The following is a 13,467-nucleotide window of genomic DNA, read 5'->3' as shown; positions in this document are numbered from 1 at the left end:
TATACGTTGCATATTTGTTACTTTATGTTGTACCTTGAGAGATTTATCGCACAGATGGCTTCATCTTTCTCGTAACCTTTCAACAGATAATACGCCTTACATCCTCCTCCGCATTCTTTCAAAACTGGACACGTTGAACATGATTCGGGAGAGGGCAAGGGTTTGTATTCGTTCCATATCTCGGAAAACTTCTTTTCTCGTACGTTTCCCATGTAGTACTCTTTGTTGTATCTGAAATGCCCACATGGTACAACGGTTCCTTCAACGAGTATCGAGGCGTGGGTGATACCGGCGGAGCAAGGGGCACCGGATATGGATTCTTCCACGTAGAACGTCAGCCGGTCTCTGTAAGTATTTACAACTTCGAGAACGTATCTTATGGCCTCTTTCCATTCGTCAGGATTCATGTCCAGTTCTTTTGCGTGGATCTTTCCTCTTCCAACTGGGATGAACCTGTCCACGTACAGAGCTCTGACTCCCAGTTTCAGGGATAGTTTTACCATATCTTCGAACTTTCTCCAGTTCATTCTGTTTATCACGTTGAGTATCGTGACCTGAAAACCCTCGCTTATGAAATTTTTGATGCCCTCGATCGCTCTTTCGAAGTTGCCATTTCCTCTCACATAATCGTTCGTCTCAGGATCTGGTCCCTCCAGCGATACACCAATCAGCACATCTGGATTGGCTCTTTTTATTTTCCGAACCATTTCTCTGGTAGCAAGGGATCCGTTCGTGTTTATCATGAGTCTCTGACCTATCTCTCTGCCGAAAGCGAGTATGTCGAGAAGGTGTGGATGGAGAAGAGGCTCACCTCCCACAAGATCCAGGGCCCACACGCCAAGTTCCCTCAAGTCGATCATCAGTTCTTTTATCTCCTCGAAACTCAACTCATTCGGATGAGGCTCTCCCGCTTCGCAGTAACAGTGCTTGCATCTGAAGTTGCATCTTGTTGTCAACTCGTACTCTACTATGAGTGGTGGTTTTCGCATTCAATCACCTCCAGATAGATTTTAACTCCTGAGATTGATTCAAAAGGGGAGGACTCTAATTGTAATGATCCTTACAAGTCCAATTAAAGGTTTGGGAATAAAATCTATCGTGAGGTGATGCCACTTGGGAAAAAAAGTGTCCAAGAATCCCAGAGTACTCTCACAGATAGAACTCCTCAGAATGATGGCCGGTGGAGATGAGAATGCCCTCAGGGAAATAAAGAGAAGGCTGGGTTTTGATGAAAAGAAAGAAAGAGAGAACGATGAAAGACGAAAGATCTCCGATAACGTTTGATCATTTCTCTGTTTCTGTAAGCGGAGAGCAAATTTTAGAAGATATCACCATTTCCTTTGTTAAGGGAATAAATGTTTTATACGGGCCCCGGGGTTCAGGTAAATCCACCCTTCTTCGAGCGGTTGTCAAGTTGAATGATGAAATACTGGAAGATGTGACGGAAGGCGGAACAGTTTATCTCTTCGGACAGGATGTGAGAGAGCTCGATGACACCTATGTAAGAAAGAAGGCTCTTTACCTCGATACAAGTTTCATCGATGCTATGAACCGTTACAGTTTCGAAGAGTTTTTGGGATTGAGTCTGAAGAAGAAGGTGGATCTTGAAAAAATCTCCGAAAGATTGGATGATCTGGGAATACTGAAAATGTTGACGCTGGGACGCAAAACCCCCCTTTCTGTTTTTTCGCCTGCCGAAAAGATTTCCCTCCTCTTTTTCATACTGGAGCAGAAGCAACCTGAGATTATACTGATGGATTGTCTGCTGGATCACCTCGACGATGAAAATCTTGAAAGAATCATCGGTACGTTCTTCGAGATGAAAAAAGATAGGACCTTCATAATCTCCACCCGCATCCTCCAGAGGTTTCTCTACATTGCGGATTTGTTGGTAATACTGAATGATGGTAGAATCAATTATGCGGGAACTCCCAGAGATTTTGTTTTGAAGATGTGAAGAACCGTTTCACGAACGAGGTGATCCTATGGTACTGACCGTCACGTTGAATCCCGCGCTGGACCGGGAGATCTTCATAGACGATTTCCAGGTGAACAAATTATACAGGTTGAGGGATCTGAGCAGGTCTCAGATGACGCCTGGCGGAAAAGGGATAAACGTCTCTATAGCTCTCTCAAAGCTCGGGGTTCCTTCAGTAGCCACCGGATTCGTGGGAGGTCACATAGGACGAATTCTTGTAGAGGAACTGCGAAAGATTTCGAATCTGATCACAACGAATTTTGTTTATGTGGATGGGGAAACGAGAGAGAACATAGAGATCATAGATGAAAAGAATCAAACCATAACGGCCATAAATTTTCCCGGTCCAGAAATCGGTGAAGACGATCTGAATCATTTTCTGAGAAGGTACAGGATGACCCTTTCAAAAGTCGATTGTGTGGTCATCTCTGGAAGCATACCGCTTGGAGTAAGTGAAGACGTCTGTTACGAACTGGTGAGACTTGCGCGTGAGAAGGGAATCTTCGTCTTTGTAGAACAGACCCCCAGATTGCTCGAAAGAACACTGGCAGGTCCGGAATATCCAAACGTGGTGAAACCGGACTTGAGAGGAAACCATCTGGCACCTTTCGGTATGGAGCTCAAAACCTTTGAAGATTACGTTCGGCTTGCAGAGAAGATAGCAGAGAAATCTCAGGTCGCAGTTGTCTCCTACGAGGTGAAGAACGACATAGTTGCCACAAAGGACGGTGTGTGGATCATAAAATCGAAAGAGGAGATAGATGCGTCCCATCTGCTCGGTGCGGGAGATGCTTACGTGGCGGGAATGGTTTACTATTTTGTCACCCACGGAGCGAATTTCCTGGAGATGGCAAAATTTGGTTTTGCTTCTGCACTCGCTGCAACAAGAAGAAAAGAAAAATACATGCCAGATCTCGAGGCGATAAAGAAGGAATACGATCACTTCACCGTGGAGAGGGTGAAGTAAATGAGAGTGAAGGATGCCGTCATTTATGATATATCAGCCGTATTCGAAGATGAAACTGTGGAAACGGTCATAAAACTTCTGTCAAGGCAGAATCTCTCTGGAATACCTGTTGTCGACCACGACATGCGAGTTGTGGGGTTTGTCAGTGAAAGTGACCTGATAAAGGCCCTGGTTCCCAGTTATTTTTCTCTTCTCAGATCCGCTTCTTTCATCCCGGACACCAACCAGTTGATCAGAAATATAGTCAAAATAAAGGACAAACCCATATCGAATTACATGAGCAAACCACCTGTTGTGGTGAAGGAGGACGATCCTCTCATAGTGGCGGCGGATTATCTCATAAGGCATGGTTTCAAATCACTACCTGTGGTCGATGATAGTATGCAACTTGTTGGAATCGTCAGAAGGATAGATGTTCTGAGAGTGGTTTCGGAGGGGAAACTGGAGATATGAGAACGGTGAGAATCGAGACCTTTGGATGTAAGGTGAACCAGTACGAAAGTGAATACATGGCCGAACAGCTCGAAAAGGCCGGCTATACCGTTCTGCCAGCCGGCGAGGCTTCTTATTACATAATAAACTCCTGTGTGGTCACCCAAGAAGTGGAGAAAAAGGTAAAAAGGTTGGTTAAAAGCATACGAAGGAAGAACAGGGATGCAAAAATCATCCTCACAGGATGTTTTGCACAGCTCTTTCCTGAAGAGGCAAAGAAGCTTCCCGTGAACATGGTCCTTGGAATCTCGGAGAAGAAGAACATAGTCGATCATCTTCTCTCTCTGAACGGAGAACAGAAACTGGTAGTGTCGGCTCCTGATAGCCCCGTTTACGAAAAGGTGAAGGGAAGTTTTGAGGATAGAACAAGAGCCTACATAAAGGTGGAGGACGGATGTGACAACGGCTGCACTTATTGTGCTATAAGGTTTGCACGTGGAACGAAGGTGAGAAGCAAACCACTGGAGTTGTTCAAAGAAGAATTCGAGAAAATGGTGATAAAGGGATACAAGGAAATCGTCATCACGGGAGTCAACCTTGGAAAGTACGGAAAGGATATCGGGACCACCCTGGTCGATCTTTTGAAGATCGTAGAACATGTTCCTGGCGATTACAGGGTGCGTCTCAGTTCTCTGAACGTAGAGGACATAACGGACGAACTCGTGGAAGTTTTCCGGGACAACCCCAGACTGTGTCCGCATCTCCACATATCTGTTCAGAGTGGTTCAGACAGAGTTCTGAAGAGAATGGGAAGGCGGTACAGTTCCTCCGACTTTCTGAAAGTGGTGGAAAAACTGAGAAGTATCAATCCAGACTTTTCCATAACGACGGATATCATCGTTGGTTTTCCAGGGGAGACGGACGAGGATTTCCTGAAGACAGTGAAACTCCTGGAAGAGGTCGAATTCAGCAGGGTTCACATATTCAGGTACTCTCCCAGGCCAGGGACTCCTGCGAGTACCTTTTCCGATGCTGTTCCGGAACACAAGAAGAAAGAACGCTTGAACATTTTAAAGGAAAAGGCAAAAGAAGTGTCTCACAGATACAAAAGGCGGATGGTGAACAAGAAGAGGAGAGTTCTCGCGGAATGGTACATCGCAAAGGGTGTGCTTTCAGGATACGACGAATACTACGTTAAACACGAATTCGTGGGTGATGGTATAGGGGTGTTCCACAATGTGAGGGTGAAGTCTCTTTCGGAAGAAGGAGTGATTTCCTGTCGTGTTGATCTGGCAGAAAGGGCGGTTCATTCACGCGGATGAGTTCTTTCTGAACTACGAGATGTTTGAGGAGGTTTCTCAGGGACTCGTTTATGAAACTCTGCGAACGTACAACAGAGTTCCCTTTGCCGCTTACAAACACTACAATAGACTGATGAGGTCTGTTTCTTTTTTTGATATCCCCTTTTCCATGACATTTGAAGAGTTCGTCGACATACTGAAAAAGGGTACCCGGCAGATCGATCGTGAAAGCAGAATAAAAGTGCTTCTCTCTGTGAAAACTGCTGAGCTGTTCTTTGTTTTTTCGCCACTGAACATTTCAAGCGTCGAAGAGGGAGTGAATGTGAAGATATCGAAGATCAGAAGGATTCCCGATCTTTCTACACCGCCGAGTTTAAAGATAACCGGAAGAACGGACATTCTGCTTGCTCGGAGGGAGATTGGGGAATGTTACGATGTGATTCTGACGGGTGTGAACGGTCAGGTCTGTGAAGGAAGTTTCAGCAACGTTTTTCTGGTGAAAGAAGGAAGGCTGATCACCCCCTCTATCGAATCTGGCATCCTTGATGGAATAACCCGTGAAAACGTGATAAAACTTGCGAACAGATTGGAAATTCCACTGGAAGAAAGATTTGTGTGGGTCTGGGAACTGTTTGAGGCAGACGAGATGTTTTTGACCCACACGAGTGCAGGAATCGTTCCTGTGAGGAGGCTCAACGATCACCTGTTCTTCGAGGAAGAACCAGGACCAATAACGTCGACGTTGATGGAAAACTTCGAACCCTTCGTTTTGAATCTGGAGGAAAACTGGGTGGGAACGTGAAGCCTATTGGGAAATTGTTCGAGGAACTTGCGGGTGAAAACCCTCTGTTTTCTGAGTTGAAAACTAGGATGCTATTGATGGATTGGATAGGCCTTGTAGGGCCTGTCATTGCCAGACATACGGCAGTGGAGAAGGTTGAAAATGGTATCGTTCATGTCGTTTGTGATGATTCGTTGTGGCTGACCGAACTTTCTCTTCAGAAGGACAGAATTCTTCAAATACTCAACGAGAAAGCAGGAAGGAAGATATTCAGAGACATGGTGTTCAGGAGGGGAAAGATCAATGGAAAAGTACTCGGCTGAGAGCATAAAGGTTTTGAAAGGGCTGGAACCCGTTCGAATGCGCCCTGGAATGTACATCGGTTCTACAGGAAAGCGTGGGTTGCATCACCTCGTGTACGAGGTGGTCGACAACAGTGTCGATGAGTCGCTTGCGGGCTACTGCGACTGGATCAAAGTAACACTGCATGAAGATGGCAGTGTTGAGGTTGAAGATAACGGAAGGGGTATTCCTGTTGACGTTCATCCGGAAGAAGGAAGAAGTGCCCTTGAAGTGGTTTTCACCGTTCTTCACGCGGGAGGAAAGTTCTCCAAGGATTCCTACAAAATAAGCGGTGGACTTCATGGTGTGGGAGTTTCTGTGGTGAACGCACTTTCTGAATGGCTCGAGGTGAGAGTTTATCGAGACGGTAAGATCTACAGGCAGAGGTACGAAAGGGGAAAGCCAGTTACACTTGTTGAGGTGATCGGCGAAACTGACAAACACGGTACGGTCGTCCGGTTCAAACCGGATCCTCTCATATTCTCTGAGACCGAATTCGATCCTGACATACTCGAACACAGGTTGAGAGAAATCGCCTTCCTCGTGCCGGGATTGAAAATAGAATTCGAAGACAGAATAAACAACGAGAAGAAGACGTTCAAATTCGATGGTGGTTTGAAAGAATTCGTGAAGTACTTGAATCGTGGAAAAAAAGTGCTTCATGACGTGATATATCTGAAGAGAACGGAGAAAGTCAAGGTCAAAGACAAAGAAGACGAGGTAATCGTGGAAATCGCCTTTCAGTACACCGATTCTTATTCGGAAGAGATTCTTTCCTTTGCGAACACCATAAAGACTGTCGATGGAGGTACACACGTTACAGCCTTCAAAACAACCCTCACGAGGCTGATGAACGAATATGGAAGAAAACACAACTTTTTGAAGAACGGAGACTCCTTCCAGGGAGATGACGTACGGGAGGGACTCACCGCTGTTATAAGTGTGTATGTGAAGAATCCGGAGTTTGAGGGACAGACCAAGTCAAAACTCGGCAACGAAGAAGTGAAAGAAGCGGTGAACAGAGCGATGAGGGAGGAGTTGAAGAAAATTTTCGACGCCAGTCCCGATCTTGTCAGGACAATACTGTCAAAGATAATGAGCACAAAACAGGCAAGAGAAGCAGCAAGAAGGGCAAGGGAGATGGTGAGAAGAAAGAACGTACTTCAGAGCACCACCCTCCCCGGAAAGCTGGCAGATTGCAGTTCTACCGACCGTGAAAACACCGAACTCTTCATCGTAGAGGGTGATTCTGCTGGAGGATCCGCCAAACAGGCACGTGACAGGGTGTTCCAGGCAGTTCTTCCGATCAGGGGAAAGATCCTGAACGTTGAAAAATCCTCCCTGGATCGTCTGCTGAAGAACGAGCAGATCAGTGACATAATCGTTGCGGTTGGGACCGGAATAGGAGACGATTTCGACATAAACAAACTGCGATATGGGAAGATAATCATCATGACGGATGCCGATATCGATGGGGCTCACATCAGAACACTCCTTCTGACACTCTTTTACAGGTACATGAAACCATTGATAGAGGATGGAAGGATCTACATAGCGCTTCCTCCGCTGTACAGGATAAGGGTCGGAAAAGAGGATTTCTACGTGTACAGTGATGCGGAGCTGATGGAGTACAGGAAGATGTTTGAGGGAAAAAAGATGGAGATACAAAGGTACAAGGGACTTGGAGAGATGAATCCGGAGCAGTTGTGGGAGACGACCATGAACCCTGAGACCAGAAAGATAATAAGAGTGACCATAGAGGATGCTGAAGAGGCCGACAGGCTCTTTGAAATCCTCATGGGAAACGATCCATCAAGCAGAAGAGAATTCATAGAAAGGCACGCACTGAAGGTAAAAGAACTCGACATCTGAGGCCATGAGGTCTTTGAGAATCGTTTTGATGATACTTGTTGCGATGTATGCTCTATTTTTTATGAAGACTTTTTCAAATCCTGGAGAAGCAGTGGCCGTTCCAGAAAAGATCGCACACAATTTGATAGAAAATTTTAACATTTCCAGAAAAAGTATTATAATAGATTCGAGAAAAGTTGCTGGAATAGTCTTCAGCGAGGGGAATTACTACCTGTGTTCTGACGATGGCAATCTGGTTTCTTCTGTTTTGAGCGAAGAGCTTTTCAGGCTTTACCCTTTGTTTCTGGAAGTGAAACTGGAGGGGTTGCAACTTTCAGAGGAAGGAAAAAAGATCCTGAGTCTTCTGGAACCCGTTCTGAACAGTGGTTTTGTCTCGACCGTTTTCTTTGAGTCAAAAAAGGTGATTCTCATCAAAGGTGTTACACTTTCTTTCAGAGACTGGCGGGATTTTGTGAATAATTTTGAGATGTTGAAGTCGCAGATAGACTTTCTCGAACCAAGGAGTGAGTATTTTCTGACCGAGAGTGGTATTCTGATAAAAATAAGGGGTGATTGATTTGCCAAAGGCGTCCTTCTTCACCTCCATAGATATAGGTTCCAGATACATAAAGGGCCTGGTTCTGAGAAAACACGATCAGGAGTGGGAAGCGCTCGCTTATTCGAGTGTGAAGTCTAGAGGGCTGGATGAGGGAGAGATAAAGGATGCCATAGCCTTCAAGGAATCTGTGAACACACTTTTGAAAGAACTGGAGGAGCAGATTCAAAGATCTTTAAGAAGCGATTTCATCATATCTTTCAGTAATGTGAATTTCGAAAGAAGAGACGTTGTGTCGGAGAAAGATTTCGGAGAAGACAGGCGAGTGATAAACCTGGACATCCTCGGAGAGATGCAGTCAGAGGCCCTGGGAAAACTGGAGGAAGATGGAAAAAAACCCCTTCATCTCTTCTCCAAGAGGTACCTTCTTGATGGTGAGAGGATCGTTTTCAATCCCCTCGACATGAAAGCATCGAAGATCACGGTTGAGTATACCTCCATAGTAATCCCTGTGAGAATTTACGAGATGTTTTACAATTTCCTGCAGGATATAGTGAAGAGTCCCTTTCAGCTGAGATCTTCTCTTGTATCCACGGCAGAGGGGGTTCTTACTTCGTCGGAAAAGGACCGCGGTGTGGTGGTTTTGAATCTGGGATACAACTTCACGGGTCTTATAGCCTACAAGAACGGTGTTCCCATAAAGATCGCCTACGTTCCCGTCGGTATGAAACACGTGATCAAGGATGTTTCCGCTGTTCTGGATACTTCCTTCGAAGAAGCGGAAAGGTTGATCATCACCTACGGCAACGCGGTTTACAGCGACATCAAAGAAGAGGAGATACAGTACAGGGGACTGGATGGGAACACGGTGAAGACCACAAATGTGAAGAAACTCGCCGTCATCATACACGCCCGCCTCAGAGAGATAATGAGTAAGTCGAAGAAAGTCTTCAGGGAAGTAGAGGCAAAGATAATGGAAGAGGGAGAGATAGGAATACCCGGTGGAGTCGTCCTATCGGGTGGGGGTGCCAAAATTCCCAGGATAAACGATCTGGCGACGGAGGTGTTCAGGGTTCCCGTGCGAACAGGATGCTATGCAAATTCGGACAAACCGTTGATCGTCAACTCGGACGAGGCTGCCTACGATCCTTCGTTTGCTGCTGCCTTTGGGAACGTCTTTTCATCGATGGAGAATCCATACGAGGAAGCACCGGTGAAACGGGAGAATCCTTTTAAAAGGATTTTCAGATTGTTCAGGGAATTGATGGAGTGATCGGGAGGTTAAGAGTATGGGCTTTGATCTTGACGTTGAGAAAAAGAAGGAAAGCAGAAACATACCCCAGGCGAACAACCTCAAGATAAAGGTCATAGGAGTCGGAGGTGCGGGGAACAACGCCATAAACAGAATGATAGAGATAGGAATACACGGCGTTGAGTTCGTTGCCGTGAATACGGATCTACAGGTACTGGAGGCCTCCAACGCCGATGTCAAGATACAGATAGGAGAAAACATCACGCGTGGTCTTGGTGCCGGTGGAAGACCGGAAATAGGCGAGGAAGCAGCCATGGAAAGCGAGGAGAAGATTCGTGAGGTCCTCGAAGATACCCACATGGTCTTCATAACGGCAGGGCTCGGTGGTGGAACGGGAACGGGAGCCTCACCTGTCATAGCCAGGATAGCCAAGGAGATGGGGATTCTGACGGTGGCAATCGTTACCACTCCTTTTTACTTCGAAGGTCCTGAAAGACTCAACAAAGCGATAAAGGGCCTGAAGAAACTCAGAGAACATGTCGATACTCTGATAAAGATCTCCAACAACAAACTCATGGAAGAACTCCCGAGGGACGTGAAGATAAAGGATGCCTTCCTGAAGGCAGACGAAACTCTTCACCAGGGAGTGAAGGGTATCTCAGAGCTCATAACGAAGAGAGGATACATAAACCTCGACTTTGCGGACATAGAGTCTGTGATGAAAGACGCAGGAGCGGCGATCCTCGGAATAGGAGTCGGAAAAGGTGAACAGAGGGCCAGAGAAGCGGCGAAGAAGGCCATGGAGAGCAAATTGATAGAGCATCCCGTTGAGAACGCCAGTTCCATCGTCTTCAACATAACGGCCCCCAGCAACATCAGAATGGAAGAGGTACACGAAGCCGCCATGATCATAAGGCAAAACAGCAGCGAGGATGCGGATGTGAAATTCGGACTCATCTTCGACGATGAGATACCCGAAGATGAGATCCGCGTGATTTTCATTGCAACAAGATTCCCGGACGAAGACAAAATACTCTTCCCGGAAGGTGACATTCCCGCCATATACAGATACGGTCTGGAGGGACTCCTTTAATGCTCAGAAGGTACAGAAAACTGGGGGAGATACTGGTCGAGAGGGGATTCATAACCAGAGAAGAACTGGAAAGGGCTCTTGAGATACAAAAGCAACTGAAAAAGCCCCTGGGAGAAGTTCTTGTGGAACTGGGTTACATCACAGAGGATCAGCTCCTGGACGCCCTCAGTGAGCAGTACAACGCACCGATTTTGAAGGACCTTCCCAAGAACATTCCGCTCAACGTGGTTGGTTCTCTTCCGAAGAACATCATAGAATCTCTCCACGTGATTCCCATCGATAAGAAAGAAGACGGTACTCTCGTTGTCGTCACAGATAACGGAACGAACATTCCCAGAATAAGGCAGGAAATACGTTTTCTCACCGGAAAGGATCCAGAGATCTACCTGGTTGCAAGCAGAGATTTTTCCATGCTGTACCAGACTTACGTGCTGGGTGTACCCCTTGAGCTCTTCGAAGAACCTTATGTTGCCATAGAAGAAACGGAAGAACAGGTAGAAGAGGCAGAAGAGTCTGAAGAGGCGGCAGTGGAAGAGGCACCGATCGTTCGGCTCGTAAACAACATCATAAACCGCGCCATAGAAATGGGAGCGAGCGACATCCACATAGAACCGATGAAAAGAACCGTGAGGGTGAGGTTCAGGATAGATGGTGTTTTGAGAAGGGTTCTGGAGTATCAGAAAGGACAGCATAACTCCGTTGTGGCACGTATCAAGATCATGAGTGGTCTCGATGTTTCGGAGAGAAGACTGCCCCAGGATGGTAAATTCTACACGATAAAGGGTGGAGAGCAGTACGACTTTCGTGTATCGACCATGCCCTCTACGTTCGGCGAGAAGGTTGTGATGAGGATCCTGAAAGTTTCTGCCGCAAACAAACGTTTAGAGGAACTCGGATACAGCGAGTACAACTACAAAAGGATTCTGTCGATTCTTGAAAAACCCTATGGAATCATCCTAGTTACCGGCCCGACAGGCAGTGGAAAATCCACAACACTCGTCGCCATGATAAATCACCTGAAGAGTGAAAGTGTGAACATCGTCACCGCTGAAGATCCCGTGGAGTACACCATCGATGGTGTCACTCAATGTCAGGTTTTCCCGGAGGTAGGGCTCACCTTTGCGCGATACCTGAGGGCGTTTCTGAGACAGGATCCAGATATCATCATGGTTGGTGAGATCAGAGACAGGGAGACAGCCCAGCTTGCCGTCGAGGCCTCTCTCACAGGACACCTAGTTTTGAGCACGCTCCACACCAACACAGCGGCGGGAGCCGTGTCAAGGCTCATGGAGATGGGTATAGATCCACACCTTCTGGGCACCTCCTTGATAGGAGTTATAGGACAGAGGCTCGTGAGGAAATTGTGTGACGAGTGCAAAATTCCAGGAGAAGTGAAAGATGAGAACGCAAAATCCTATTTCGAGCGCTTTTTTGGAAGAGTGCCTGACCAGATCTATTACCCTTCTGAAGAGGGATGTCCTGTCTGCAGGGGAATGAGGTACAGGGGAAGAATGGCCATCGGAGAGGTTTTGATAGTCGATGAAGAGATGAGGGCGCTGATATCCTCGAGGGCCAGTGAGATGGAAATCGCAAGACGCGCCATGGAAAAGGGCATGCGTCCCATGTTTGTGGATGCCCTTGAGAAGGTAGCGCAGGGCCTGACGAGCCTTGAGGAAGTCTTCAGGGTGACCACCCTGCCATGAAGTACTTTTCCAGAAGCCCGGAAGACTGGAAAAAATCGGACGAGGAAAAAGAGCGGAAAGAAAGAGAGAGGAGAAACAGAATTCGCCGAAGGGCGAACTTTATTGTTGTTTTGAACCTCGCCATTGTGGTTTTCCTCTTCTTCTTCACGAAAGCCTTCTTTCCCAACAGACCGGAAGGTGTTGTTGGACAGTTCCAGATAGTGATTGACTCGAAGGAGTCGTACCTTCCAGACGAACCTCTTGGTATCAGGGTGAAGATCTACAACAGAGAAAGGAGAAAGGGAAAACTTGTCCTCGAAGATTTTCTATTCTCTGTAAAGAAGAAAGAAAACGTAGTATACGAATTTCACTATCCACAGCGGGTTGAGAAAGAACTCGATGCCTTTGAAAGTGTTCTGGTCTTTGATCTGGAAAGAGAAGTGGAGCTGATTGATCTGGACGGTGGGGATTACCTGGTGACAGTTTCCATGAGAGTGAACGGCCAAAGAGTGACAATAGGAAAGATCGTGACGGTCATCGAAGAGTGGAGGGTCGAGGTCGATAACCTGAAGGACTTTTACTTTCCATACGAGGAAATCGATTTTTCGACCTATCTTGAAAACATCAGTTCCAGACAAAGGGATATAACAGTGAAGAGTGTGACTTTGAAGATTCTGGAAGAAGATGAAAGAACGATTGTCGAGAAGAAGACAACGTTGGGAAGTGCCTTCAGAGCGGCTCCCATGGGAACGGTAGAAGTTCACAGAGAAAGCCTTTCCGCTCCTGAAAGGCCGGGGGATTACCTCATCGTTTTAGAACTTGAGACCGAAGAAGGCACCCTGAAACGCGTTTTGCCCTTAATCGTGACCGAAGAATACCAGAAAAATCTGAGAGGAACAACCTTGGTGGTTGAAGGGGCAAAATTCGTGAGCGTTGGTGAAAGGTACGACTTTTCTGTGAAACTTTTGAACGAAGAGAAAAAGAGAAAGTACTTTGTCCTAAAAAGCGTTCTGATCGTCATCACCAGAAAGGAACCCGTTTTTTCTTACTCCAGGTCGGATGAATTCAGAATCGTTCTGGATGAATTTTCCTCCAGAGAGATCTTCAAAACAACGACGTACGATCTTATAAAATTCGACGAACCTGGAACCTACAGAATGGTTGTGGTGGTGGAAAGCGAGGATGACAGACTCGTAAAAGAAATGGAGATAATCGCCTCTGAGTGAGGTGAG

At 46.5% G+C, this 13,467-nt stretch carries 14 protein-coding genes; 13 read left to right on the top strand and 1 reads right to left on the bottom strand.

Annotated features, from left to right (window positions below; genetic code table 11):
* Window positions 1–17: 17 nt before the first annotated feature.
* Window positions 18–989 (bottom strand): radical SAM/SPASM domain-containing protein, encoded by a 972-nt coding sequence (locus CTN_RS08735; RefSeq protein ID WP_015920165.1) that lies wholly within the window; start codon window positions 987–989, stop codon window positions 18–20.
* Between the two features lie 124 nt (window positions 990–1,113).
* Here CTN_RS08735 and CTN_RS09980 point away from each other — a divergent pair, with 124 nt between their 5' ends.
* Genes CTN_RS09980 through CTN_RS08675 form a run of 13 tightly spaced genes read left to right on the top strand, consistent with a single transcriptional unit; the run spans window position 1,114 to window position 13,461 of the window.
* Window positions 1,114–1,284 carry a hypothetical protein gene (locus CTN_RS09980; protein ID WP_015920164.1) on the top strand — a complete coding sequence of 57 codons (171 nt, stop codon included), beginning with the start codon at window positions 1,114–1,116 and terminating at the stop codon, window positions 1,282–1,284.
* On the top strand, window positions 1,274–1,957 hold the full coding sequence (locus CTN_RS08730; RefSeq protein WP_342279239.1) for an ATP-binding cassette domain-containing protein: 684 nt from the start codon (window positions 1,274–1,276) through the stop codon (window positions 1,955–1,957). The genes CTN_RS09980 and CTN_RS08730 overlap by 11 nt, the downstream gene beginning before the upstream one ends.
* 28 nt (window positions 1,958–1,985) lie before the next feature.
* Window positions 1,986–2,945: a 1-phosphofructokinase family hexose kinase gene (locus CTN_RS08725; RefSeq protein ID WP_015920162.1), complete on the top strand. Its 960-nt coding sequence runs from the start codon at window positions 1,986–1,988 to the stop codon at window positions 2,943–2,945.
* Entirely contained in the window at window positions 2,946–3,398 is a 453-nt protein-coding gene (locus tag CTN_RS08720) for a CBS domain-containing protein (RefSeq protein WP_015920161.1), read from the top strand.
* Entirely contained in the window at window positions 3,395–4,699 is a 1,305-nt protein-coding gene (gene mtaB, locus CTN_RS08715; RefSeq protein WP_015920160.1) for a tRNA (N(6)-L-threonylcarbamoyladenosine(37)-C(2))-methylthiotransferase MtaB, read from the top strand. Before CTN_RS08720 ends, mtaB begins: the two co-directional genes overlap by 4 nt.
* Window positions 4,659–5,480, top strand: coding sequence for a d-amino acid aminotransferase (locus tag CTN_RS08710; protein WP_038068047.1), 822 nt, complete (start codon window positions 4,659–4,661; stop codon window positions 5,478–5,480). Before mtaB ends, CTN_RS08710 begins: the two co-directional genes overlap by 41 nt.
* Window positions 5,477–5,782 (top strand): DciA family protein, encoded by a 306-nt coding sequence (locus tag CTN_RS08705; protein WP_015920158.1) that lies wholly within the window; start codon window positions 5,477–5,479, stop codon window positions 5,780–5,782. Before CTN_RS08710 ends, CTN_RS08705 begins: the two co-directional genes overlap by 4 nt.
* Window positions 5,763–7,673, top strand: coding sequence for a DNA topoisomerase (ATP-hydrolyzing) subunit B (gyrB, locus tag CTN_RS08700; protein ID WP_015920157.1), 1,911 nt, complete (start codon window positions 5,763–5,765; stop codon window positions 7,671–7,673). Before CTN_RS08705 ends, gyrB begins: the two co-directional genes overlap by 20 nt.
* A gap of 4 nt (window positions 7,674–7,677) precedes the next feature.
* Window positions 7,678–8,229: a DUF4894 domain-containing protein gene (locus CTN_RS08695; RefSeq protein ID WP_015920156.1), complete on the top strand. Its 552-nt coding sequence runs from the start codon at window positions 7,678–7,680 to the stop codon at window positions 8,227–8,229.
* The gene (locus tag CTN_RS08690) at window positions 8,222–9,481 is read left to right on the top strand and encodes a cell division protein FtsA (RefSeq protein ID WP_015920155.1); all 1,260 of its coding nucleotides are present in this window, start codon (window positions 8,222–8,224) and stop codon (window positions 9,479–9,481) included. Before CTN_RS08695 ends, CTN_RS08690 begins: the two co-directional genes overlap by 8 nt.
* 16 nt (window positions 9,482–9,497) lie before the next feature.
* The gene (ftsZ, locus tag CTN_RS08685; protein ID WP_015920154.1) at window positions 9,498–10,553 is read left to right on the top strand and encodes a cell division protein FtsZ; all 1,056 of its coding nucleotides are present in this window, start codon (window positions 9,498–9,500) and stop codon (window positions 10,551–10,553) included.
* Window positions 10,553–12,256, top strand: coding sequence for a GspE/PulE family protein (locus tag CTN_RS08680; protein WP_015920153.1), 1,704 nt, complete (start codon window positions 10,553–10,555; stop codon window positions 12,254–12,256). Before ftsZ ends, CTN_RS08680 begins: the two co-directional genes overlap by 1 nt.
* A complete protein-coding gene (locus tag CTN_RS08675; protein ID WP_015920152.1) occupies window positions 12,253–13,461 on the top strand; it encodes a hypothetical protein in 1,209 nt (402 codons plus the stop codon). Before CTN_RS08680 ends, CTN_RS08675 begins: the two co-directional genes overlap by 4 nt.
* The last annotated feature ends 6 nt before the right edge of the window (window positions 13,462–13,467 follow it).

Source organism: Thermotoga neapolitana DSM 4359 (assembly GCF_000018945.1).
GTDB lineage: Bacteria > Thermotogota > Thermotogae > Thermotogales > Thermotogaceae > Thermotoga > Thermotoga neapolitana.
Note: the sequence above shows the minus strand (reverse complement) of the source record. Positions and strands in the feature narration are given on the sequence as shown.

Bases quoted from the DNA above. Each gene is read 5' to 3' on its own strand.
- CTN_RS08720 (WP_015920161.1), top strand. From the start codon at position 2,946: ATGAGAGTGAAGGATGCCGTCATTTATGATATATCAGCCGTATTCGAA.
- CTN_RS08695 (WP_015920156.1), top strand. From the start codon at position 7,678: ATGAGGTCTTTGAGAATCGTTTTGATGATACTTGTTGCGATGTATGCT.
- ftsZ (WP_015920154.1), top strand. From the start codon at position 9,498: ATGGGCTTTGATCTTGACGTTGAGAAAAAGAAGGAAAGCAGAAACATA.
- mtaB (WP_015920160.1), top strand. From the start codon at position 3,395: ATGAGAACGGTGAGAATCGAGACCTTTGGATGTAAGGTGAACCAGTAC.
- CTN_RS08735 (WP_015920165.1), bottom strand. From the start codon at position 989: ATGCGAAAACCACCACTCATAGTAGAGTACGAGTTGACAACAAGATGC.
- gyrB (WP_015920157.1), top strand. From the start codon at position 5,763: ATGGAAAAGTACTCGGCTGAGAGCATAAAGGTTTTGAAAGGGCTGGAA.
- CTN_RS08680 (WP_015920153.1), top strand. From the start codon at position 10,553: ATGCTCAGAAGGTACAGAAAACTGGGGGAGATACTGGTCGAGAGGGGA.
- CTN_RS08675 (WP_015920152.1), top strand. From the start codon at position 12,253: ATGAAGTACTTTTCCAGAAGCCCGGAAGACTGGAAAAAATCGGACGAG.
- CTN_RS08725 (WP_015920162.1), top strand. From the start codon at position 1,986: ATGGTACTGACCGTCACGTTGAATCCCGCGCTGGACCGGGAGATCTTC.